General features: G+C 36.1%; 22 protein-coding genes. 15 read left to right on the top strand and 7 right to left on the bottom strand.

Going from position 1 to position 23,483, the window contains the following annotated elements; all coding sequences use genetic code 11:
• Positions 1 to 7 precede the first annotated feature (7 nt).
• The 3 genes from AsAng_RS22670 to AsAng_RS22660 all read left to right on the top strand — a co-directional run bounded on the left by AsAng_RS22670 (position 8) and on the right by AsAng_RS22660 (position 2,336).
• The gene (locus AsAng_RS22670) at positions 8 to 988 is read left to right on the top strand and encodes an SPASM domain-containing protein (RefSeq protein WP_264789387.1); all 981 of its coding nucleotides are present in this window, start codon (positions 8 to 10) and stop codon (positions 986 to 988) included.
• A gap of 17 nt (positions 989 to 1,005) precedes the next feature.
• A complete protein-coding gene (locus AsAng_RS22665) occupies positions 1,006 to 1,572 on the top strand; it encodes a TlpA family protein disulfide reductase (protein WP_264789386.1) in 567 nt (188 codons plus the stop codon).
• An 89-nt stretch (positions 1,573 to 1,661) separates the two neighbouring features.
• Positions 1,662 to 2,336 (top strand): thioredoxin family protein, encoded by a 675-nt coding sequence (locus AsAng_RS22660; RefSeq protein WP_264789385.1) that lies wholly within the window; start codon positions 1,662 to 1,664, stop codon positions 2,334 to 2,336.
• Positions 2,337 to 2,464: 128 nt separating this feature from the next.
• Here the strand turns inward: AsAng_RS22660 and AsAng_RS22655 are convergent, their stop codons facing one another.
• Both AsAng_RS22655 and proS read right to left on the bottom strand, forming a co-directional pair.
• Positions 2,465 to 3,058, bottom strand: coding sequence for a hypothetical protein (locus AsAng_RS22655; protein ID WP_264789383.1), 594 nt, complete (start codon positions 3,056 to 3,058; stop codon positions 2,465 to 2,467).
• Between the two features lie 44 nt (positions 3,059 to 3,102).
• Positions 3,103 to 4,578, bottom strand: a complete 1,476-nt coding sequence (gene proS, locus AsAng_RS22650; RefSeq protein ID WP_264789382.1) for a proline--tRNA ligase — start codon at positions 4,576 to 4,578, stop codon at positions 3,103 to 3,105.
• A gap of 304 nt (positions 4,579 to 4,882) precedes the next feature.
• Here proS and AsAng_RS22645 point away from each other — a divergent pair, with 304 nt between their 5' ends.
• The 4 genes from AsAng_RS22645 to AsAng_RS22630 all read left to right on the top strand — a co-directional run bounded on the left by AsAng_RS22645 (position 4,883) and on the right by AsAng_RS22630 (position 9,611).
• Positions 4,883 to 6,247 (top strand): hypothetical protein, encoded by a 1,365-nt coding sequence (locus AsAng_RS22645; RefSeq protein ID WP_264789381.1) that lies wholly within the window; start codon positions 4,883 to 4,885, stop codon positions 6,245 to 6,247.
• A 215-nt stretch (positions 6,248 to 6,462) separates the two neighbouring features.
• Entirely contained in the window at positions 6,463 to 7,971 is a 1,509-nt protein-coding gene (locus AsAng_RS22640; protein WP_264789380.1) for an OmpP1/FadL family transporter, read from the top strand.
• A gap of 315 nt (positions 7,972 to 8,286) precedes the next feature.
• Complete coding sequence (locus tag AsAng_RS22635; protein WP_264789379.1) at positions 8,287 to 9,348, top strand: type III polyketide synthase; 1,062 nt, start codon at positions 8,287 to 8,289, stop codon at positions 9,346 to 9,348.
• 5 nt (positions 9,349 to 9,353) lie between these two features.
• Positions 9,354 to 9,611 (top strand): Dabb family protein, encoded by a 258-nt coding sequence (locus tag AsAng_RS22630; protein WP_264789378.1) that lies wholly within the window; start codon positions 9,354 to 9,356, stop codon positions 9,609 to 9,611.
• 94 nt (positions 9,612 to 9,705) lie between these two features.
• Here the strand turns inward: AsAng_RS22630 and AsAng_RS22625 are convergent, their stop codons facing one another.
• A complete protein-coding gene (locus AsAng_RS22625; protein WP_264789377.1) occupies positions 9,706 to 11,976 on the bottom strand; it encodes an ATP-dependent helicase in 2,271 nt (756 codons plus the stop codon).
• Positions 11,977 to 12,216: 240 nt separating this feature from the next.
• On the opposite strand from AsAng_RS22625, the gene AsAng_RS22620 reads away from it, so the two are divergent.
• The 7 genes from AsAng_RS22620 to rlmB all read left to right on the top strand — a co-directional run bounded on the left by AsAng_RS22620 (position 12,217) and on the right by rlmB (position 18,226).
• On the top strand, positions 12,217 to 12,780 hold the full coding sequence (locus AsAng_RS22620; RefSeq protein ID WP_264789376.1) for a hypothetical protein: 564 nt from the start codon (positions 12,217 to 12,219) through the stop codon (positions 12,778 to 12,780).
• Between the two features lie 294 nt (positions 12,781 to 13,074).
• Entirely contained in the window at positions 13,075 to 13,422 is a 348-nt protein-coding gene (locus AsAng_RS22615; protein ID WP_264789375.1) for a hypothetical protein, read from the top strand.
• Positions 13,423 to 13,483: 61 nt separating this feature from the next.
• On the top strand, positions 13,484 to 14,560 hold the full coding sequence (gene mutY, locus AsAng_RS22610) for an A/G-specific adenine glycosylase (RefSeq protein WP_264789374.1): 1,077 nt from the start codon (positions 13,484 to 13,486) through the stop codon (positions 14,558 to 14,560).
• A 237-nt stretch (positions 14,561 to 14,797) separates the two neighbouring features.
• Entirely contained in the window at positions 14,798 to 15,211 is a 414-nt protein-coding gene (locus AsAng_RS22605; protein ID WP_264789373.1) for a single-stranded DNA-binding protein, read from the top strand.
• Between the two features lie 76 nt (positions 15,212 to 15,287).
• Positions 15,288 to 16,670, top strand: coding sequence for a gliding motility-associated protein GldE (gene gldE, locus AsAng_RS22600; RefSeq protein WP_264789372.1), 1,383 nt, complete (start codon positions 15,288 to 15,290; stop codon positions 16,668 to 16,670).
• 124 nt (positions 16,671 to 16,794) lie between these two features.
• Positions 16,795 to 17,400: a gliding motility lipoprotein GldD gene (gene gldD / locus AsAng_RS22595; RefSeq protein WP_264789371.1), complete on the top strand. Its 606-nt coding sequence runs from the start codon at positions 16,795 to 16,797 to the stop codon at positions 17,398 to 17,400.
• Between the two features lie 58 nt (positions 17,401 to 17,458).
• Entirely contained in the window at positions 17,459 to 18,226 is a 768-nt protein-coding gene (gene rlmB, locus AsAng_RS22590; RefSeq protein WP_264789370.1) for a 23S rRNA (guanosine(2251)-2'-O)-methyltransferase RlmB, read from the top strand.
• Positions 18,227 to 18,296: 70 nt separating this feature from the next.
• Here rlmB and AsAng_RS22585 read toward each other — a convergent pair whose 3' ends face one another.
• The 4 genes from AsAng_RS22585 to AsAng_RS22570 all read right to left on the bottom strand — a co-directional run bounded on the left by AsAng_RS22585 (position 18,297) and on the right by AsAng_RS22570 (position 22,390).
• On the bottom strand, positions 18,297 to 19,556 hold the full coding sequence (locus AsAng_RS22585) for a serpin family protein (protein ID WP_264789369.1): 1,260 nt from the start codon (positions 19,554 to 19,556) through the stop codon (positions 18,297 to 18,299).
• A 248-nt stretch (positions 19,557 to 19,804) separates the two neighbouring features.
• Positions 19,805 to 20,581 carry a PspA/IM30 family protein gene (locus tag AsAng_RS22580; protein ID WP_264789368.1) on the bottom strand — a complete coding sequence of 259 codons (777 nt, stop codon included), beginning with the start codon at positions 20,579 to 20,581 and terminating at the stop codon, positions 19,805 to 19,807.
• 91 nt (positions 20,582 to 20,672) lie between these two features.
• Positions 20,673 to 21,074 carry a YbjN domain-containing protein gene (locus AsAng_RS22575; RefSeq protein WP_264789367.1) on the bottom strand — a complete coding sequence of 134 codons (402 nt, stop codon included), beginning with the start codon at positions 21,072 to 21,074 and terminating at the stop codon, positions 20,673 to 20,675.
• A gap of 62 nt (positions 21,075 to 21,136) precedes the next feature.
• The gene (locus tag AsAng_RS22570; protein WP_264789366.1) at positions 21,137 to 22,390 is read right to left on the bottom strand and encodes a hemolysin family protein; all 1,254 of its coding nucleotides are present in this window, start codon (positions 22,388 to 22,390) and stop codon (positions 21,137 to 21,139) included.
• 201 nt (positions 22,391 to 22,591) lie between these two features.
• Between AsAng_RS22570 and AsAng_RS22565 the strand changes: the two genes are divergently transcribed.
• Positions 22,592 to 23,404 carry a glycosyltransferase family 2 protein gene (locus AsAng_RS22565; RefSeq protein WP_264789365.1) on the top strand — a complete coding sequence of 271 codons (813 nt, stop codon included), beginning with the start codon at positions 22,592 to 22,594 and terminating at the stop codon, positions 23,402 to 23,404.
• Positions 23,405 to 23,483 lie beyond the last annotated feature (79 nt).

Genomic DNA, 23,483 nt, shown 5'->3' with positions numbered 1-23,483 from the left:
TTCCAAAATGACGTTGAAACGCTTGTGGAATGCTGCAAAGGTATACAGCTCTTTCTACCTTACAAAATGGTTGCGACGCCCTATTCAGTGGGGGCTGCCTTTTTCTATTTCGATAGAACCCACTACAGCCTGCAATTTACGTTGCCCAGAATGTCCTAGCGGCTTACGGGCGTTTTCGAGAGCAACAGGTAATTTAAAAGAAGATTTTTTTAGAAAAATTATAGGAGAGTTAGGCGACCAATTATTTTATCTGACCTTTTATTTTCAGGGAGAGCCCTATATCAATCCTAAATTTTTGGATATGGTAGCCTATGCCAATAGCAAAGGCATTTATACCTCAACTTCAACCAATGCTCATTTCTTGAACGATAAAAATGCAAAGGCAACCATAGAATCAGGTTTAGATCGGCTAATTATTTCGATTGATGGGACAACACAAGAGGTTTATGAAGCCTATCGAAAAGAGGGAAAGTTGGAGCAGGTCTTGGAGGGCGCCCGAAATATTGTCAAATGGAAGAAAGTGTTACAATCTACGACCCCTCATATTATTTTTCAGTTTTTGGTCGTTCGCCCAAATGAACACCAAATAGATGAAGTATATCAATTGGCTAAGGAGATTGGAGCCGATGAAGTAAAGCTCAAAACAGCGCAAATTTATGATTATAAAAATGGCAATCCATTAATTCCTACCTTAGATAAATATGCTCGTTATGCGAAACAGGAGGATGGGACTTATAGGATAAAAAATGAGCTGCTAAACCATTGTTGGAAACTCTGGCATTCTTGTGTGATCACTTGGGATGGATGGGTGGTTCCCTGTTGTTTTGACAAGGATGCAACCTATCGTTTAGGCAGCTTGAAGCACGAATCTTTTGAAGCCTTATGGGCAGGGAAACCTTATCAACAGTTTAGAAAAAGCTTGTTAAAAGGTCGGGATCAAATTGATATTTGTACCAATTGCACAGAGGGCTGTAAGGTATGGCATTAGGTAATTAAGCAATAAAAATGAAAAACGTAATAGGAAAAATTACTTGGTGCATGATGATTTTGGGGATGTTTTCTTGTGATTTTGGAGGGCATGTTGATTCTACAAAAGGAGCAATTATACGCCAGCCTGCTCAATCTTTTACCAAAGGAAAACACAAGGTAGGCTTGTATGCTTATGAGGCGTTTAAGCCTTTTTTAGAGGCAAAAAATGACACCACCTATATTGTCAATTTTTGGGCAACTTGGTGCAAGCCCTGTGTAGAAGAACTGCCCTATTTTGAAGCCTTGTACGAACAATATAAAGATCAAAAGGTACGCTTAATCTTGGTGAGTTTAGATTTTGAAGAGCAGATCCAAACCAAATTGCTGCCTTTTATGATAAAACAGGATCTGAAAGGAGAAGTACTGGTGTTGAGCCAAGATGGAATGAACAACTGGATTGATAAAATTGATCCTTCTTGGTCAGGTGCTTTGCCTGCGACCCTTATTTATAACAAAGATAAACGGGCTTTTTTTGAACAAAGTTTTGATGATAAAACCCTAGAACAGCAGCTTCAATCATTTCAAATTAAGCTAAACCAATAATCCTGCAATAAGGTTTTTGGTTCTTTTTAAGCGAAGCAGCATATCCCTTAGCTTGTGTTAATTTTATTACCTAAATAAAAAAATAAATCATGTTAGAAAGAGGCATTTTTATCTTGTTGGCTTTGGCCTTAACCATAGCTTGTACCAATGAAGAAGCTGTGACAAAAGAAACTGTTACAACAGAAAACACCAAAGAGGGAGTACAAAAACCAATTGTTAAAGGCTATCAGGTGGGAGATGTAGCAGAGGATTTTAAACTTAAAAATGTAGACGGAAATTTTGTTTCTATGGCAGATTTTCCAGACGCAAAGGGCTTTGTTATTGTTTTTACTTGCAATCATTGTCCCTATTCTATAGCCTATGAAGATCGCCTGATTGAGTTGGATGAAAAATACAAAACATTGGGTTATCCTGTTATTGCTATTAATCCTAATGATCCTGCTATCGTACCAGAGGATAGCTATGAAAATATGATTTTGCGTGCCCAAGAAAAAGAATTTACCTTTCCTTATTTAATAGATGAGGAGCAAAAGATCTATCCCAAATATGGTGCTACCAAAACGCCCCATGTCTATGTGGTAAACAAAACCGATGAAGGGAATAAAGTCGCTTATATTGGAGCTATAGACGACAGCAAAAATATGGCAAAAGTAACCCAATCTTATTTGGTTGATGCCTTGGATGCTTTGTTGAAGGGAGAAAAGCCAGAACCCAACTTTACCAAAGCTTTTGGTTGTTCTGTTAAAGCAGAGAAAAAGAGTTAACAAACCTAAAAAAAAGAGGCTTTGGAATTATCCCAAAGTCTCTTTTTGTATAAAAAGGTCTATTATTATTAATATTTATACTTAATAACTAACAGAGCTAGTCAGTAGTACAAAAATCTTACACCTATTTATTTGTATTCAGGAAATAGTAAACGGAATTTTCCATTAGATGCATTTTTTGTAGTTCCACCTCCATCTAAAACAAGATTAAATTCACCTTCTACCACAACTAAACTGCCTAAGCCTATAGCAGTAATTGAAGAACGTTCAACAGAGGTAATCTTAAGATACTTTGTAGCAGCTGGATTATTATTTTTATCTGTCCCCCAGTCAGTAGTACCATCATCATACGTTAAGCCAATATGCACAGGCATATTACAAACAGTAGAAGAAGAGTAACAAACTTCTAAATTTTGCCCTATTAGGTTATGCATTTCATTATAGGTAACAGAATCTTCATCCATATGAAGATTAACATAGATGCTTTCTGTTAAAGAAAAATTAGACATATTGGGCTTTAAAATACCACCACTTACTGTAATTGAACCACTTTGAGATTTCTGGCACTGATAAGTTGTAGAACGATATTCTACAGGTGTACCATCAAAGTCAAAGGTAATGTAATAATCATTAGGAGTATTATTAGTAGTAGTATCTTTTTTACAAGAAAATAACCCAATGCTAATGACAGTGATAAATAAAATAAATAGTTGATTTTTCATGGTTTGTTTTAGTTGTATGATGTTAAATTTAAGTATATAAAATTCTAATAAGCTTTGGCAAATAAAATTCGACGCTTAGAAGGTTTTCCTGTTAGAACACAAGTTCCTTCTGTTTCCTCTTCTCCAAATGGATTTTCCAATGGAATACAACGAGAAGTAGCTTTGGTCAATTCTTTTATTTTGAGTTCGGTTTCTGTTGTACCATCCCAGTGCGCATAGGCAAAGCCACCTTTTTCAATTGCAGCTACAAATTCATCCCAAGTATCTACTTTGGTTGTATTGTCATCACGGAATTTTTTAGCACGGTTAAACAAATTGCTTTGAATGTCTTCTAGCAATTGTTCTACATGCTCAGCAATGCCTTCTAAGGCAATCGATTCCTTCGTTTTCTCATCTCTTCGAGCGACTTCAACAACACCATTCGCCAAGTCTCGTTTTCCAATTGCCAAACGAACAGGGACACCTTCCATTTCGTATTGAGCGAATTTAAACCCAGGGCGTTTTTTCTTATCGGTATCATACTTAACCGAAATGCCCTTTGCTTTTAATTCCGTCATGATCTTTTCAACAGCAGCATTAATTTCCTCATTGGGCTTAGGCACAGGCACAATGACAACTTGGATTGGTGCCAAGCGAGGAGGCAAAACTAAACCTTCATCATCCGAGTGCATCATAATCAAAGCACCCATTAGGCGGGTAGAAACACCCCAAGAAGTTGCCCAAACGTATTCTTCTTTGTTGTTTTCGTTTAAGAATTTAACATCAAATGCTTTGGCAAAATTTTGACCCAAGAAATGAGAAGTTCCCGATTGCAACGCTTTCCCATCTTGCATCAAAGCTTCAATGGTATAAGTATTTTCAGCTCCTGCAAAACGCTCATGTGCTGTTTTTTCGCCCTTGTACAAAGGAATAGCCATGATAGATTCCACAAAGTCAGTATAAACATCTAACATTTGACGAGCTTCCGCTTGTGCTTCTTCTTGGCTAGCATGTGCGGTATGACCTTCTTGCCACAAAAATTCTGCTGTACGCAAAAATGGACGGGTACGCATTTCCCAACGCAAGACATTAGCCCATTGGTTGATTAATAAAGGCAAATCACGGTAAGAGTGAATCCAATCTTTATAGGTATCCCAAATAATTGTTTCAGAGGTTGGGCGAATGATTAATTCTTCTTCCAGTTTAGCATCAGGATCAACCACTACACCATTGCCATTAGGGTCGTTCATTAGTCTGTGATGGGTGACAACCGCACATTCTTTTGCAAATCCTTCAACATGATCTGCTTCCCGACTCAAAAAGCTTTTGGGGATCAGCAGCGGGAAATAAGCATTTACATGACCTGTTTCTTTGAAACGTCGATCTAAATCTGCTTTAATCTTTTCCCAGATGGCAAATCCATAGGGTTTGATGACCATGCAGCCTCGAACCTTTGAATTGCTTGCCAAGCCTGCTTTGTTCACAATATCAAGGTACCATTGAGAGTAGTCCTCGGCTTGTGATGTGATTTCCTTAGCCATTTTTTGTGGTATATTATTTGTTAATAAATGAAATAAAAACGATTCGTTTTGAACAATATAAAATCAATTTATCAGTTGCACAATAACTTTAACCTGTGTTAAAGTGGCTGTAGCGCAATGATTTTAACAATTTACTAGCTCAAAAAAACGTATCTTTATAATAAACAAGCTACAAATTTAGGATTTTTAATAAATTAACAAACTATAAGTAGGTAACTTGTTGGTTAATTCTTAATCTCTCACAGCTATATTTTCTAATATTTGCACTTTTGCCAAAGTTGTTTAGCATCAAAATTTAAATTCTATGAAATCAAGATATCTATCTTTTCTATTTGCGACAGCATTTTGTTTATCCATTCAACCTAGCTTTGCACAAAATGAAAACATCCAGTATGATGACATTTATTTTGATGGAGTAGAGGAAGAAGTGGTCTACAAAGAAGATAAAAAAGAAAAGGAGCTAGATAGTTCCTTTGAGACAGAAGTTTATGAAGATGAAATTTCTGAAACAGAAACCGTAAAGAAAAATTCTTACGAAGACTATGTTGTCGATGAGAATTATGAGCCTTATGATTATGAGTACGCTTCTAGGGTGCGTCGTTTTCATGCACCTGCTCAGGGATTTTCTTATTACAGTGATTATTACACCGACAATTATTGGTATAATCCCTACGATCAATATGCTTATGGTTCCAGCATTTACATAAGCCCAAGCTATGGTTATTATGGTGGTTGGACGAATTATGGTTGGGGATATTCTCCTTATCGTCACTACAATTATTGGAACAATTGGGGCTGGTATGGGTATCATCACCACGCTCATTATGGAGGCTTTTATGGATCACGTTGGGGTTGGGGTTATTATAATGGTTATAACAATGGATGGTGTGATGGTTATCGAGCAGGTTCTTGGGCTTCTAACTATGGATATAATTATGCTGCTTCAACGCCCAATGCTACTCGTTATGTTAGTGTAAGAACTCGTAGAGGTTCGGATGTTGTTCGAGGAGGGGGAGCTCATACAAGTAGAGGTCCAGGTGGTAGAATGGTGGCAACAGGAAGTTCTTCAATCGGAAATGCAGACCATGATCGCACTACATCTTCTGGTCGTACCAACAGCACTCGTGGAGGTAAGGTAACTAGAGATATTCGTACCATAACAACGAATTCGATTAGTGATACAAGAGGATCTAGTGGAGGGGGAAGGACAACAACAACAACTACTACTAATGGAAGAGGTGAAATTGTTCGCACTACTACTACGCCTACTAGAACAACAATAGTGAGAGATAGAAACACGGGAACTAGAAATACAGGGACTAGAACTCCTGCTTCTACTAATACCTATACGCCCAATCGTACTGCGACCCCTTCTAGAACTTCACCGACTAGAAATACCTATACACAACCAAGAAATAACAATCCATATACACAGCCTAAAACAAATACTTACAATAGACCTTCTAGAACGACAACACCTTCTAGAAACACCTATACTCCAAATCGTAGTACAAGTCCAACAAGAAGCACAAGCCCTTCTAGAAGCACTTATACACCATCGAGAAGTTCTAGCCCATCAAGAAGTAGCAGTTCTTCAAGAAGCAGTAGTTCGTCTAGTTCTTCTAGAAGCAGCAACTCTTCAAGAGGTCGTAGTGGAGGAAGAAGATAAAGCATTAAAAAATAAGCTCAATTTAGGAGGTAGAATAGGTAACTATTCTACCTTTTTTATTGATAGTATCTTACCAAAATTTACAACATTTGTTAAACTTTGGAAGTTGCACCGAATTAGATAAATTGAATTCGACAAATGGAACAATTTTTTCATAGTTTAACCCAATATCAAATCACAACTATCTTCACATTTCGTTATAAAAAGAATAGAATATGAGATCCATTTTTTTCCTCTTTACACTTATTTTTATCCAATCTAAAGTTCAGGCCCAAATAACCTCAGATGCATTATTATTTGGAGAAACTCATCCTACTATTAATGCACGATCAATGGCTTTAGGAAATGCTTTAGGAGCATTAGGAGGAGATATGTCTACTGCTAACTTAAATCCTGCGGGAATTGCTATTTATCGTAGAATGGAAATGTCCTTATCTTTTGGGGCTTTATTTGATAATAGCACTACAAAGTTCTTAGAAAACTCGACAAAAGATAGAATGTCGCAACTTTCATTTGGGAGTGCAGGAATGGTATTTGCCTCTAGAATTCGCCGTAAAAACAGCGACTGGAAATCCGTTAATGTAGGGCTGACAGTCAACCGTTTGGCAAATTATGCCCGTGATTTTACCTATCAAGGTGCTTCTACTGGTTCTCGAATTCAATCGTTTGCAGAAAACTCGTATGGGATAGCGACGAATGACTTGGATGCCTATGAAGGATGGATGGCTTATAATGCCTTTTTGATGGATACCGTTGGAGGTTTTAATTACGTTCCTAATGGCGGAATTTCAGACTCTACTTTTACGACTAAATATCAAAATGTTAAACGAACAGGAGGGGTGAATGAATTGGCGTTTACAATTGGAGGAAATTATAACAACAAGTTGTATTTAGGAGCAACAATAGGTGTTGATTTTATGGTTATGAATGAAGACCGTGTTTATCAAGAAACGAGCGACTCATTGGATTTTAGATCAATGGAGTTTGTAGAAGAACGCAGAGTAGAAGGAACGGGAATCAATCTTAAATTGGGGATGATTTATCGCATTAATAAATTACTAAGAGTTGGGTTGGCTGTTCATACTCCAACAGCATATCGATTGACCGATGCTTATAATTCAGGGCTTTCTGGGCAAATTGTTTACGATAGCTTATTGCGATATAATAATTATGCGATGGAAGATCAAGATCCCTATGTTTTAAAGCATGACTTGGTAACTCCTTGGGTCTTTATGGGGAGTGTAGGGCTTGTCATTCCCAAAAGAGGTTTTATTGGGTTAGATGTAGAGTATACCGATTACAGTTGGTCCTCTTTTTCTTTATTAGAAGATGAACAAACAACCGCCAATAATAAGTTCATTAATGATTTGAATGACCGAATAACGAATGCTTATCAGGGAGTATTAAAGGCAAGAATTGGAGCAGAGATAGCATTAGGCTTGGCAAGGGTTCGTTTAGGCTATCAATTTCAAACTTCTCCTTATCAGGTTTCAGTCGCTGGGGTAACTGATTTGCGTCATGACATTAGTGCTGGGATAGGATTGCGTTGGAAGCATTTTTATTTAGATTTTGGATATGTACATACCCTCAAGGATTTTGAATATAGCCCATATAATCATTCTACTACTATTCAGCGAGTAACAGGGCGTTCGCAAACAGGACACGCTATGTTGACAATGGGCGTTGCTATTTTTAGAGATCGTTTTAAGCACAATAGTTTTTAATTAGAAGCTTATACTTAGCCAAATAAAAAAAATCAGAAGTATATAAAATCCCTCCCAATGCTGCATTGGGAGGGATTTTATATTGGAGGTTCTCGTTTATGTCATTGTTTATTCAAATGATATATTTTTATATTGATTTTATAGATATGTACATCTATAAAATAGTTTTTAATTTGTTTTTTAAATATATAAGTTTGTGTTATTGAAAGAGGATACATGATGTACCTAAACTTTTTTATAACATCATTATTTTTTCACTTAACATACTGTTGACCCCAATAATCCAGTACAGTATACAAACTTTATGTATCAATTATGTCAATTGTAATGAAACCAGCCTGCGTATACCCTTCTTACGAAGTGAAACAAGAGGATATGATCACGATTTTGAAAGATTTGTATCCCTATCACCCTAAGTGGTCTACTATCGAGCGAATGATTAGAAATACCAATGTATCAAAGCGCAATTTAGTTAAACCAATCGATGAGATTGTTATTCATTCAGGCTTAGAGACTAGAAACAATATTTATAAAAAAGAAGCGCTAAAATTATCAGAAACAGCTGCGTTAGCAGCTTTAAAGAATGCCAATCTTAGCCCTCAAGATATTGATTTAATCATTGTTACCTCTTGTACAGGGTTTATGATGCCATCTCTAACCGCTTACTTAATTGACCTCCTAGAGATGAAGCCATCTACAAAACAGTTACCCGTTAGCCAGTTAGGCTGTGTAGCAGGTGCTTGGGCTATTAATCGTGCTTATGAATACACGCAACTTTATCCCACGCACAATGTATTGGTCGTTTCTGTAGAATTTTCGTCCTTGGTTTTTCAGCCAACTGACAACAAATTGGCTTCTTTGATTTCATATAGTTTGTTTGGGGATGGAGTTACGGCCTGTGTTGTAAAAGGACAGGTAGAAAAAGGGGATGTTGGTTTTAAGGTAGTCGATACCAAAACATTTACCAAGCGCAATTCACAGCATTATATTACCTATGATTATAAAAACACAGGGATGCACTTTTCTTTGGATAAAGATGTCATGCATAGCATTGTAGATGTTGCCCCTATAATGGAAGATTTATCGCAAGAAAGTTTGTCAAAAGCAATGAAAAACCTTGATTTTTATGTCTTTCACACAGGAGGTCGAAAAATTTTGGACGAGTTGACCAAGCACCTGATACTCGAAGAAAATTCTGTAAAGGAGAGTCGAGAAAGTTTGGATCAGCAAGGGAATATTGCCAGTTGTGTGGTCTTTGATGTTTTGAATCGGGAATTTGAATTGGATAGGAGAAAGAGCAATGACCTAGGCTGTCTTGCTGCCTTTGGTCCAGGTTTTACGGCCGAAATATGTGTTGGTAAATGGGTTGCAAATTAGAAAAAATGCTTAGACACATTGTTTTATTTAAGATTTTTGATCCTGAACATAATATACCTAAGGCAATGGCTTTTTTTTACACCTTGCCAGAAATAGAAGAGGTGCAGCACTTTAGTCTGCAACAAGATCAGGATTCTATTTTACTTTATACAGAATTTGAGTCAAAAGCGGCTTTAAAAATATACCTAGAACACGATATACATACTGAAGTAAAACGAAATACAGAACGGTTGATAGAAGAGAAAAAAATCTTTGATTTTTGAATTTGACCAATGAAGTTTCGTTTATAAAAAAGAAGAGGCACTTAGCATATCTAAGTACCTCTTCCTATTGTTTTGTAAGATTGTAGATTGGAATTTAACCCACGACCTGAATTTTAGCAAACTTTAGCATAATTCGCTTTTCTCCGACTCCATCTTCAAAGAAAATAGTGGCTACTTTGTTGCTGCCATTACCATCAATCGCAACAATTTTACCATTGCCAAAGCGCTCATGCAATATTTTTGCACCAGCTACGATTTGAGAAATTGGACTGGCTTTAAAGTTTGCCATTTTTTGAGCCTGCTTGTTTGAGGTTTTGCCCATAGGACTAAAGCGGTTCTTATTCTTTTTGGGAAATTGGGACACTCTTGCTTTGCTAACTGTACTTGATAAATCTAAATACTTAGGAGAAATTTCTTCTAAGAATCGACTAGAATTATTATAAACCATGTTACCAAAACGATAACGGCTAGAAGCATAGGACAAGGTTAATAGCTGTTCGGCTCTGGTTACGGCCACATAAAACAAGCGGCGTTCTTCGTCAATTGCTGCTCGCATATTTTTGGAACGCAATGACATCATAGAGGGGAACAAGTTTTCTTCTAGACCAACAATAAAAATAGATTTAAACTCCAACCCTTTAGAAGAATGCACCGACATTAATTTTACCCGTTTAACTTCTTCTTGATCTTTATCAATATCCGTCAATAAGACGACATTTTGGAGATAACTAGATAGTGTTTTATCCTCAATGTTGGTATTAAATTCATCAATTTCATCATCCTCTACAAAAGATTTAATACCATCCAATAGTTCCGTAACGTTCTCAATTCTATTTTGGGCTTCTATTGTTTTTTCCTTTTTTATATCCTGTATAATGCCCACCATTTTGACAACATACTTCGCCAGTTCATAGGCTGAAACCTCTTCCATTCGCTGTTGGAACATTTCAATCATGGCTACAAACTGCTTAATGGAGTTCTCTGTCCGTTTAGGCAATTCTGCATGTTGGATATTTTTTAGAATTGTCCATAGCGATAAATTCTCTTTTTCGGCAATGGTTGTTATTTTGGTGATAGAAGTAGCCCCTATCCCTCTAGTAGGATAGTTGATAATACGTTTTAGCCCTTCTTCATCTTTAGGATTAACAATTACCCGTAGGTATCCCAATACATCTTTGACCTCTTTACGGTCATAAAAGGAGGTTCCACCATAGATTTTGTAAGGAATACGATGCCCTTTTAGTGCTTCCTCAAATACCCTAGATTGTGCATTCGTACGGTACAAAATAGCAAAATCATCATTGGTAATATGATAACGATTTTTTTGTTCTACAATCATATCTACTACCTTACGAGCCTCTTCTGTATCCGTTATTGCACGAATTACTCGAATGGGTTCTCCTCCATCCTTGGCCGTAAAAATAGTTTTTTTGATTTGTTTGCTATTTTTAGAAATAATATCATTTGCTGCTTGAACAATAAAATTAGTCGAACGATAATTTTGTTCTAATTTAAAAACAGAAATATCAGGAAACTCTTTTTCAAAGTCCAAAATATTCTGAATGGTAGCTCCTCTAAAGGCATAAATACTCTGAGCATCATCCCCTACTACACAAATATTTTTGGTGCTGCCAGGGTAACTTACTAATTTTTGAATGATGGAATATTGGAGTTGATTGGTATCTTGGAACTCATCTACCAAGATATATTTAAAGCGTTTTTGATATTTTTCTAGAACGTTGTCAGGATTTTGATCCAATAAACGATACATTTGATACAACAAATCATCAAAATCCATTGCCCCTGAGCGCATACATTTACGAACGTATAACTCATAAATTTTGTACAGGTAGGGCATTTTGCGTTGCTTGTCTTCCATGATGCGTTCAGCATCTTTGGCATAAGCTTCAGGAGAAATTAAATTATTTTTCGCCAAAGATATACGGCTATAGATTGCTGATGCGTTATAAACCTTGCTATCGAGACCTCGTCTTTTGACAATTTCGGTAATCGCACTTTTAGTATCTTGGCTGTCGTAAATAGAGAAATCAGAAGGAAAGCCAATTTTTGAAGCTTCACTGCGCAAGATTCGAGCAAAAATAGAGTGGAAAGTACCAGCCCAAATATTATTGGCATTGGCGCCTGCAACCTTTGCAATACGTTCTTTCATTTCTTTTGCTGCCTTGTTGGTAAAGGTCAAGGTCAGAATTTCCCAAGGGGGAATACCCGATTCGATTAAGTGAGCAATTCGGAAGGTTAAAACACGGGTCTTGCCAGATCCAGGACCTGCTATAATCAAAGCAGGACCAGTTATGTGGGTAACGGCTTGTCGTTGAATATCATTAAGTTCATCCAAATAGCTCATAGTCTTATTCTTATTATTCAGAGTGATGCAATAGGCAGCCTCAAGAAGGTTTTTTACAAAAATGAGAACAAAAATACAGATTATCTGTCTTTAATAGTAAGAAAGCAAGGAAACAAAATAAAAAAAAATAATAATCTACGCTTCAATAATTCGTTGATCTAAGAAGTTGATTCTAGGATAAAACGGAAGAATAGATGCATTAAGAGAAAGTATAAGCCCCTAAAATTTTAAGAAAAAGAAATGAAATTTTTTGATTACATAAAAAAAACACTTTCACCAAGCTGCTGTGAACAGGGGGAGCAGGTGAGCAAGGAGCCATTAAAACGTTCTGATGATTATTGCATTCAGTATGGGAAGTGGCTAAAACTGAATAAACATCAAGATATGTTGAAGACCATTTATGAAGCTTCAACAAAAAGAACGGGCTGTAGTAGCCAAAAAGATAAATCGATTTGCTTTTTGATGATTCCCACAATCAATGGCTTTACGATGCATTACGATGCTCAACGTTGGGAACAACAAGACTTTAGGTATTTATTGGAATATATCGCTCAGCTATTGATCCAGAATCAAGGTTACGAGCAGCTTTCCTCTATGAAGGAGACCATTCAGTATGCCAATAGAAAAGAAGTGGTAGAACGCTATAAACTCAAATCCTGTCATCCTGAAACAGCGTATAGCGATATTCTTATTCGCTTGTGTTATACGAACAACCAAATTACAAGCCTCAAATTTTGTGCAACCTGTGCCAAAAATAAGAAACCTAATCTTAGTGACTTGCTTCAAAAAATAGCTGGATTATAGGCAGAGGAGGACAGTAGAATATTTCTGCTTATTTGGGTCTCATTACTCCGTTGAAAACTACATCAACATAGTGAACTCAGAACTCAGCTTGCTGGCTCACGACCATGAATATAACCAACAAGTTTAGCTAATCAAAGGAGTGTGGTGGTTTAAAGTTTAGCGTTATATTATTCATTAATACTCCGATAATTTATTGTAACTAATGTTTTATTTTTGCATTTTACAGAATAGGCTGTTTAAAAGCCCCAAAAGAAGTGGAACAGGCTTCTATTTATTCAAACAAAAATAAAAATTATGCGTCTATTTATGTTGTTAGCAGGAGTGACTTTATTTTTAGCTAGTTGTACGACTAATTATGAGGTCAAAGATTTATATGGTCAATGGGAAGGTAAAAGCATGGGCTTTACATTTAATGAGGATAGTTCTTGTGAAATAAAAATTAATGGCGAAAAATATCCTGGCGATACGCATTGGAGAGCTGCGATGGGCAATACCTTAGAATTTACCGCAAATGGCAAGGTGATTATGTCTAATGTAACCGTCAAATCGTTAAAGGATGATGTTTTGACAATTGAAATGCGCCCAATGTTAAACCCTAAAGACCTCACTACTGTTATACATGAAATGAAACGAGTGGAGTAATTTTTTGTAAGACAATGTTTATTTAGTTATCTATCTCTAAAAAGCAAGCGGAAACTATTGGATGAATAAAATACCGTTTTTTACTGAAAAACTTCTTGATTGGTATCAACCAGACGAACGACCATTGCCATGGAAAGCCATCAAGAATCCCTATTTTATATGGTTGTCAGAAATTATCCTCCAACAAACAAGGGTACAACAGGGGCTACCTTATTATATTAAGTTTGTAGAGCAATTTCCTACAATTACAGATTTGGCAGGAGCTTCCCAAGATGAAGTATTCAAACTTTGGGAAGGTTTGGGCTATTATTCTAGAGCTAGAAATTTGCATGCAGCTGCTCAGATGGTTCGAGATGATTATGCAGGAGTATTTCCTTCTACTTATCCAGAAATACGAGCCCTCAAAGGAGTTGGAGAGTATACGGCAGCAGCCATTGCTTCATTTGCTTATGATTTGCCTTATGCGGTGGTAGATGGCAATGTCTATCGGGTTTTATCTCGTTTTTTTGGCATTGATACCCCTATTGATACTACTGCTGGCAAAAAGGAGTTTCGTTTACGAGCTGATGAATTATTGGATAGAAATAATCCCGCTGTTTATAACCAAGCAATTATGGATTTTGGGGCAACTCATTGTACTCCCAAAGCGCCTAAATGTGAAACTTGTTTGCACCAAAAACAGTGTGTTGCGTTTAGAGAGAATCGAGTAATGAATTTGCCTGTTAAGTCAAAAAAAATTAAGAAACGGAGTCGGTATTTTTATTATTTAGTGCTTAATAAAGGAACAAAGATCTACCTGAATAAACGTTCTGAGAAAGATATTTGGGCTGATTTATATGATTTTTTGTTAATTGAGTTGGAGCAACAAGTGGAAGGGCTATTCTTAATGGATGCACTCCAAAAGACAAGTCATTGGAAAACTTGGTTTGGGAAACAAAAAATTGTGATAGACAGTATATCAGGTATTTATAAACAAACTTTATCGCACCAAAATATAAATGCTATTTTTATAGAAATCCAATTGGACGCTTCTTTTTTTGTGGAAAACAAGGACTTAATAGTAATAGAACGAAAAAAAATTAAGAACTTTGCATTTCCAAAGATCATAACGAATTATTTGGAAGCCAAAAAGGCATAAATTTTTTGTGTTTTGAATTTGTAAAAAAAAAATCCAAGTTTCTATTAGATAGAATCTAATAAGGATGAACGGGCTATTTTTTTTGAGTTAAAATGGCAACAAAAAAAAATAATTGCCCGTTGAAGGTGGTTGGAGTTGAGCATCAAATTGCTGGAAACTTTAGGCTTTTGATTCACAAATCCTTGATTTTTTTTGTATATTTAAACAAGTTCATTAATCTATTAACATTTTTATTACATGGTAAATAAAGTTACCTTAATCGGTCGATTGGGGAAAGATCCAGAAGTCCGCACATTAGATAGCGGTACTAACATTGCTAAATTTTCTTTGGCAACAGATGAATCTTACAAAGACAAAAGTGGCGAATGGCAGACAATTACAGAGTGGCATAATATTATTATGTGGAGGGATATGGCTGAACGTGCTGAAAAAATATTAAAAAAAGGTTATTTGGTTTATATTGATGGTAAACTAACGAACCGTTCTTGGCAAGACGAACATGGCAATACCAAATATATTACAGAGGTTCGTGCCAATACATTTAGATTATTGCGTAATGAACTCAGTGGATCTAGGACAAATGGAGCGGCAAAAACTAGCACAACAAGTGCTACTCCTGCTGTAGATTCTTCAGACGATTTGCCATTCTAAGAAATATTTAATGCCAAAGACCAAAGCAGCATCTATGTTTTGGTTTTTGGTTTTTATTTAATTAATCATTTAACTTTTGGAAACCGAGCCTAGTCATATATTTGATTGGTACCAATTTACTCCCATTTTTCTCACTGGATCTTATTCAGGGATAATTCTGAATACCTTTTCTATATGCATCCTGCTAATTTGCTCTGGATTACTGTCAGGTTCAGAAGTTGCCTTTTTCTCATTGGGGCATCAAGACAGAGCTCAATTAATAGAAGAACAGTCGAGCGCTGCTGCTCGTATACTTAACTTATTATCTAAGCCAAGGTACCTGTTATCAACCATACTCATTGCTAACAATATTATTAATATTGCGATTATTTTAGTATCTAATTCTTTGCTAAAACAATTGCTGCCAGTAGGATTGAGTGAGTACGTCAATTTTTTTATCACCGTTGTGGTCGTAACATTCTTATTGGTGCTTTTTGGCGAAGTAGCCCCTAAGGTTTATGCCAATCAAAACAATATGCGGATTGCTCGTTTTATGAGTAGCCCTTTGTTGGTAATGCAGCGTCTCTTTACACCTCTGAGCTGGATACTAGTGAATAGTACGCAGTTGGTTGAGCGTCGTTTGCGCACCAAATTGAATCAAAGCACGGTTAGTCAAGAAGATATTGCTAGTGCCATAGAATTGACCGTCAAAGATAATAAATATGCAGAGCAAGATGTTGATATTTTAAAAGGGATCATTCGATTTGGAAATACCTCAGCGGCAGAAATTATGAAGCCTAGAATGAAGGTTGTTGCACTTGATATAGAATCTACTTTTGAAGAATTAATTAATGTGTTTAAGGAGGAACCTTACTCTAGAATTCCAATTTATGAGGAGGATTTGGATCAGGTCAAAGGGATTATTCATGCAAAGGATTTGTTAGAGCATATTAATCAAGGGAATGATATGGATTGGCACGAATTGATTCGCCCTCCATTGATTACGCCTGAGAAGAAAAAAATTGATGATTTATTCAATGATTTTCAAGAGAAACGTACGCACATGGCAATTGTGGTAGATGAGTATGGAGGGACAAAAGGAATTGTAACAATGGAAGATATTTTGGAAGAAATTGTAGGTGAAATTTTGGACGAATTTGATGATGTAGAGGAGCAAATTTATACTAAAATTGATGAATATACCTATGATTTTGACGGGAGTACTCCAATTATTGAAATATGTCGGGTCTTAGATCTGCGTTCTGATTTTTTTGACGATATACGAGAAGGGGCAGAAACCATAGCGGGATTAGTATTGGTGCTAAACGGCTCAATTCCCAAGCTTAATGTACCTGTGTTGTGTAAGGATTGTCAATTGATTACACTAGCTGCATCTTTGCGTAGAATTGAAAAAATTCGTCTTGTTTTACCTCAGATAGATAATATCGACCTATCCCCATCCGTTTCTGAGAAGAACTAACTTTTAGCTATTTTTATAAGTAAGCAGAATTAATTAGGGGCTAAATTTACGCTTAATTACTTTTGCCCACCTACTTGCGAATAATCAATTTATTTGAACTTATTACACCTAAGTATTGATATCTATGCGAATTTTCTTTTCTATTATTTTCCTAAGTTTAGTGTTTGCTTGTACTGAAGAACGTATTCCAATTCCCAAACCAAGGATTTATCCTAAAGTAATTTACCCTGAACGAAATTACATTGCTTTTGATAAAAACTATTGTGCTTTTTCATTTGATTATCCTGATTATATGAAATTTGAACAAGATAGTTTATTGGTGAATAGAGCTGCAAAACACCCTTGTTGGTTTACGATGAATATACCAGCTTTAAATGGGAGTGTACATTTTACCTATACCGACATTAGTGGTGATTCTGTCGATCAAAAACTCTACGATGTAATCAATGATTCTTATACCCTGTCTGAAAAACACAATAGCAAAGCATCGGGACGATTTACAGAGCCTTTTATTTTAGCAGACCAAAAAATATTTGGAATTACTTATCATGTAGATGGTAATGTTGCTTCTCCATATCATTTTATGTTAACGGATAGTATAGAGCATGCTATTTGGGGATCGCTGTATTTTAATACCAAACCCAATGCCGATTCAATGGCTCCAGTTGTTGCTTTTGTCAAAGAAGATTTAGAAAAGGTAATTCATACCTTAAAATGGAATGAAGAGTAAATAAAATTTTAAATTAGCAGGCTATTGCAAAGTCCGTCAATGATTCTAAAAAACAAACATGCACTATAAAAATAAGCGCCCAAAAATAGACAAAGATAAATTGATTTATGGTAGACATCCTGTGATGGATGCTATTCATAATGGAATGTCTATTGACAAAATAATGATGTCGCAGGGACTCAAAGGAGAGTACGAAAAAGAGCTAAGAAACCTATGCAAAGAGCGCAATATTCCATTGCATATTGTGCCTAAGGATCGCATTAACAATGTGACTCAAAAAAATCATCAGGGGGTTTTAGGCTTTTTAGCGCACTTAGAATATCAACTTATTGAAGATGTTTTTCCAACGATTTATGACAGAGGGGAAGTGCCATTAGTAATGGTTTTGGATAGTATTACAGATGTTCGAAATATGGGGGCTATTGCTCGTTCAGCGGAAGCTATGGGAGTACATGCTTTAATTATACCCTACAAAAAAACGGCGCAGATTAATGCAGAGGCACTAAAAACATCGGCAGGAGCCTTGAGTAAAATTCCTGTTTGCCGAACGGCTAGTTTGGGAAATGCAGTAGATTATTTGCTGATGAATGGTTTGCAAATTGTTGCTGCTGATTTAAGGGGCAAAGATATGTTGGATGACTTGGACCTGACCTTGCCAACTGCTATTGTTATGGGAGCAGAGGATGAAGGAGTACGACCTCATATCTTGCGAAAAGCAACCAAATGGTTTAAGATTCCTATGTTGGGAACAACAGATTCTTTTAATGTTTCTGTGGCGGCTGGTATTGTTTTGTATGAAACGACGAGGCAGCGTTTAAAAGTTTAGCCTTAATAAAAAAAACGTTGAAGGGATGATAATCTATGATAATTACTATCCCTTCAACTTAGTTCAACGATTAGCTAGGGTCTTGAACATGCCCAATAAATAAAATCGAATTGGTTTCAGTATCTTTTATCATAAAAACAAAAGGGCGATTTGCTTGAAAGGTTCTAGCAACAGGAGGGGCACTAGTAACTCCAATACCAACAGCAGTAGCTGCTGCTGCCTCAACGCCTCCTTCATGTGCTGTAATGACAGCTTTATGTTTGATTTTTTCAATAAATAAAGCTCCCTCTGCCATTTTGGATAAGTTGGCTTGATCAGAAAAAGCTTCTCGTACACCTAAGGTTTTGAGGGGAGCAACTAAATCAAAGTCACTATCAAAATCCCATTTTGGAATCTGAACGCTAAAGTTAGAGTTTGGTGCAGGATGGGCTAAGTCTGCAAACCACTGGTCTACTTTTGTTTTGGATAAAGTTTGTTGAACAAAGTTGTTAATCCCCACTGCAGCATTTTTAGGTAGAATCAATACAATAGAACTTTGTTTATCTTTAAAGAACAACTCCAATACCTCTGCATCAGCATCTTCCGTAAATTTTAAATCATTGGTTGGAATTAAGTCTGACATCATATCTGTTGTAACAACAGCATTGGTTGTTCTAAACGATTGAGGATGTGTAAACGCAGGAACAAATTGCTGCTCCCAATCCGCTTTAAAATAAATGGCATTGACCAATACGCTGACCGTTTTGTCTGTAATAAAACCATTGGGTAATAACTCAGGAATTAATTGATGTGTTTCTTGATCTACCCAATTGTTGATTAATTGCCTGCTTGCTGCTTTTTGACTGAAATCGGTTGCTACAACTGGAGCTAAATATTCATTGTTCATGAGTTGCTCAAAACTAGATAGGAAATTAAAACTGGTATTTCGCCATATTTTATTAATGATATTAATTTCATTGTTTGGAGCGGTATTAATATTCGACTCAATCGTATTGGTTACTCGATTAAATGCTTGATGGAAGCTATTGTTATTGGGACCAAAACCCAAAACATTTTGCATTTCTGTTGCTGTATTGCCATCTGTACCTGCATAAACCATTGCCAAGGCTGTAGAAATACTATAAGGGGAAAGCATCTGATTTTCATTCTCATTGACAACTTCTTGGTAAATATCAAGCGCAAATTGAGTATTCCCTTCAATCACTTGGTTCGTTGTTGTTGTTCCTGTTGGAGGAGTAGGGGTAGGAGAAGGTTGGAGATTTACTTTATTACAAGCATTGAGCCCTAGTAATAGGCCAAGCATATAAAAATAATTTTTGTACTGGTTCATAATTGTAAGTTTAAAGATATTATACCATTTTAGTGAGCTACTAAGTTCGTTTAAATGGGGTAATGAATCAATTACAAAATGAAAGAATTGTTTATTAAGAAATGTAAAAAATATACTTGAAACCTTTAAAAATGAGAACTTTTAGAAGCTGATTGTTTAATGAATATAATATTTAATAATAAAAAAGCTATCCCCTTTTAGAGATAGCTGATTTTATAAAGCCTTATAAATATAATATGGTGCAATCTTTAGATTGCGTCTAGATCATTGTTTCGCTCAATTTCGATAGAAATAATATCCTCTTCGGGTTTTAAGTCAATTACATCCTTTTTTAGCAAGCCCATTTCCTCCTTTAATGCCAGCAAAGCATCCATTCCTTCATGCCCCTCTAAGGCTGCATTGATTTCTTCATCAATGGATTTAGTTGTGGTAGCCATTTCACCATAAGCTTCGGCCAAAGCCTCATCATTCTCTACCCGCTCTTTCATTTTATTGAGCATTTCTAGCGTTTTGCCAGAGTCAACGCCAGCCATAACCTTACTGATTTTCATGCCAGCGGCAGCAGCTTTTTGTCGAGATTCCAAGCTTTTTAACTCGCTTTTCCATTTAGAAATTTCTCTTTTTAGACGCTTTATTTTACCATTCATAGTAGCGACCATCTTTTCATATTTTTGTTGAGTCGCCAAATGTGTTTTATAAAGGTCCAATTTTTGTTCTCGTTGAGCCATTGCTTCAGCCGCTAAGCGTTCAAATTCTGCTGAATTTTGTCCCTTTTGAGCCTTGTGCAGCAAGGTCATTGCTTTCTTTTTATAATCTTCGGCCGCCTGTGCAGCTTGATTGACTTCATTTTTGCTACGAATAGCAACTGCACGAACCTCAGCAAACGATTGGAGGCTTTCTTTTAGTTGAGCTTCTAAATCACGGATGCCCTGTTTGGTCATGGTAATCGGTTGCTCAAATTTATCGGCAACCTCGTGCAAATTACCTACTAATATATTCCATAAGCGTTTTACAAAGGACCACATAATCTATGTTTTTTGAGAGTAATTAAATATAGTTCTTTGACCGATCAAAGAACGATAAAGGTTAATGCATGATACGTTTGGACGGTAGTATTTAGGCCTGTCCAGAAATAACAAGAAGATCATCCATATTTTCAACCAAAGCAAATGTTAAGGCGTTTAAGGATTCCTCCAATTCGTTTCGATCTAGATTCTCAAGCTGCAAGGTATCTCTAAAAGCAATGATATTAAAGGCTTCAGAGCTAGTTAAAACAAAAGCACCATGGATTAATGAGCGATTCATTTGCAATAATTGTTTGTAATGCCCAGCATTATCTTCTTTAATAGGAAAGATAATTTGTTCCATGATTAGGACATCATCTTCACAGTCTAGGATCATTTCACAAATTCCTCTACTCTCTTTATTGATGACCAAAATACCAGTTTCTGCCTCTTCGTGTACAATATCGTATTCTAGGTCTAGTATTAATTCTTTTACCTTTTCAAAATAGCTCATCTGCTTTGAATTTTTAGTGTTAGGAATTGGATGTTTTATGGGGTGATCGTTCTATTACTTTATTAGGGCAATAGATCGTCTTTAGGTAGGCGGATTACCCGAACCTTTTCTATTTTTGTATTGCTAACTTCTTCAGCAATGAATTCATAATTTTTTAGAATTACCATTTCTCCTTGCGCTGGAATATCTTCTTTCTTAGTAACCATTAAGCCAGAAAGTGTGTGGTAGTCATCACTCTCAGGTATATCTAATTCATACTCCTCATTGATGGTATCAATCTCATTACGACCAGAAAAGATAAATTCATTGTCATTGATTTTGACCGTAGCTTCATCTAAATCATGCTCGTCTGCAATTTCTCCAAAAATTTCTTCCAAAATATCTTCTAAGGCTACAATTCCTGCTGTACCCCCTCGTTCATCTACGACCCAAGCCAGATTTAATTTTTCTTTAATAAGACGATTCATAACATCCTGAACAGGAGTAAATTCATGAACCATTGGAATTTCCCAAAGAATTTCTTTGATGGATGTAGGGTTTTCAAATAAACGTTGATGATGGACATAGCCCTCTATATAATCAATAGAATCTTTGTAAACCAATAATCTAGACACACGAGTTTTGACAAACATATCTCGCAATTCATCAATGCTAGCATTAATCTCTATCCCTTCGATTTCATTACGAGGGATCATACAATCTCGAACTTTGACCGTATGCATATAGAGTGCGTTCTGAAATAAAGTCGTGTCAATTTCTTCATCTTCAGAATTGATACTATTGATAAAATGATCCAAATCTCGGCGCGTAAATACTTGTTCGGTTGATTCGTTTGAGATTTTAAATACTTTTTCAATTAAGGCATTGGATGTTTTTATCATGACCCAAACCAAGGGAGTCAAAAACCAACGGATTATACCAAGGGGATAGGCAAAGAGAAATAAAATACCTGTTGGGTTAATTTGGAAAGAAACTTTGGGTAGAAATTCTCCAAAAATTAAAACAACAATCGTTGTGATAAGTGTTGCTTGGATTGTTCCCAAAAAGGTATCGCTATCAATGCCAAAGTAAAGTAGTAAAAAGTTTCCAGCTAAAATACTGAGCGCAACCAAGACAATGTTGTTGCCAACCAATGTTGTTCCTAGAAACTCAGAGGGATGTTCAAGAAAATCAGCTAAAATAAGCCCTCGTTTGTTGCCTTTCTTGCGTTCAACTTCTACTCTCAAACGGTCTGCTGAAATAAAGGCAATCTCTATTCCAGAGAAAAAACCTGAGGAGATTAAAAAAACAAGAAGAATAAGGAAATCAAATAACATAGTATGTTATAAATAATAGTAGTTTGTCAATTTAGGAGCAAAACTGGCTAGTGAAATAAATTTTTAAGTGGAAATAATTACTCAAATACAGTATTAATAACAAGCAATATACTAATAAATCTGTTTAGTTAAATAACTTTTTTTGTATGTTTTTGGTTTCACAGAAAAGAAATTAAATGCTATTTAAAGATTTTTATACCTTTGAGTTTTAGCGCATCTTATTTTAGAACTGTTATTGTCCAATGCCTAGTGAAATTACCACTTTCTATTATCATACCAACTTATAATGAAGCGGAAAATATTGCTGCTTTGCTCCAACAGCTAACTTGGGCTGATGAGATTATTGTTGTGGATTCGTTTAGCACTGATGATACACCAGTTATTGTTCAAAATACTACCGCTACTTTATTGCAACGGGTCTACCAAGGTCCTGCCGATCAAAAAAATTGGGCAATTCGCCAAGCAAAACACCAATGGGTATTGATTTTAGATGCCGATGAACGTTTGACTCCTTTGTTAACGCAAGAAATCAAAGAAATTGTCAACCGACCCACTATAAAATATGCAGGTTATTATTTGTATCGGCAGAATTATTTTATGGGCAAAAAAATTAACTACAGTGGTCTACAAAGGGATCGAGTTATTCGTTTGATTCAGCGAGATTTGTGCGCTTACAACAACAAACAAGTGCATGAAGAAATAGAGACAGAGGGCAAAATTGGCTATTTGAACCACAAATTAGAGCATTTTACCTATAAAAACTTAGCGCATTTTTTAGCCAAAAATGAGCGTTATGGCTTATGGTCAGCACAGGATCATTTTTTGAAAGTACCTCAAGTAACTTTCTATCATTTATGGTTCAAACCCCTTGGAAGATTCCTTAATCAATATCTTTTTAAAAAAGGTTTTTTGGATGGTCAAGCAGGCTTTATTTTTTGCGTTATTATGGCTTGGGGGGTATTTTTGCGTTATGTAAAAATCAAAGAAATGAGGCAGGAGGGATACCAAAAATAGTTATTGACCTTTGGTCTAGAGTCAGCAAGTTAGAGGCGGTTCTGAGTTGGGTATCTTGAGTTGAAAAAGAACCCGTATG

Origin of the sequence: Aureispira anguillae (assembly GCF_026000115.1) — a bacterium.
GTDB classification, from domain to species: domain Bacteria; phylum Bacteroidota; class Bacteroidia; order Chitinophagales; family Saprospiraceae; genus Aureispira; species Aureispira anguillae.
Note: the sequence above shows the minus strand (reverse complement) of the source record. Positions and strands in the feature narration are given on the sequence as shown.